General features: G+C 66.0%; 1 protein-coding gene and 1 pseudogene. Both read left to right on the forward strand.

What is annotated here, in order from left to right; all coding sequences use genetic code 11:
• Positions 1-380, forward strand: a 380-nt coding sequence (locus tag C5E41_RS33040; RefSeq protein WP_258081425.1) for an aldolase/citrate lyase family protein, incomplete at its 5' end; no start/stop codon positions are given.
• 80 nt (positions 381-460) lie between these two features.
• Positions 461-615, forward strand: a pseudogene (locus C5E41_RS35845) (acyl-CoA dehydrogenase family protein); the annotation flags it as partial.

Below are 615 nucleotides of genomic sequence, written 5' to 3' on the forward strand. Positions count from 1 at the left end.
ATCGCATTTCTGACTATCTATCCACTGCGGATGGGGCGATTTCGATTACCGTCCAGATCGAGTCCGCGGCGGGTCTGGCCGAACTGGAGAACATTGCCGGGGTCGAGGGCGTCGATGCGGTCTTCATCGGCCCGGCCGATCTCGCCGCCTCGCTCGGCCATCTGGGCAATCCGCAGGCACGCCCGGTTGTCGAGGCCATCGAGGGTGCCTTGCGGAGCCTTCACGGCGCCGGCGTGGCCGCCGGCGTGAACGCGTTCGATCCAGCCACCGCCCGGCGATACATCGCCGCCGGCGCGTCGTTCGTTCTCGTCGGCGCCGACGTGACACTGCTCGCGCGAGGGGCCGAGGCCTTGACACAGACCTACCGGAACGACCCCTGATTTCCCGGCCCAGCGCCACATCTGACAGTTATGTCACTTATCCTGGACCTGCCGAAGTGGCAACGAGGAAAGGTCTACCGATGGATTTGGACTTCACGAAGGAACAACTGGAGTTCCGCGAGGAGGTCCGCACGTGGCTGCGCGAGCACAAGCCCACCGAGCCGCGGCCCCGCGATCACGCGGGCATCCGGGAATTCGATCTGGCCTGGCAGCGCACCCAGTGGGACGGCGGCTG

This window comes from Nocardia nova (genome assembly GCF_002933465.1).
Classification (GTDB): domain Bacteria; phylum Actinomycetota; class Actinomycetes; order Mycobacteriales; family Mycobacteriaceae; genus Nocardia; species Nocardia nova_B.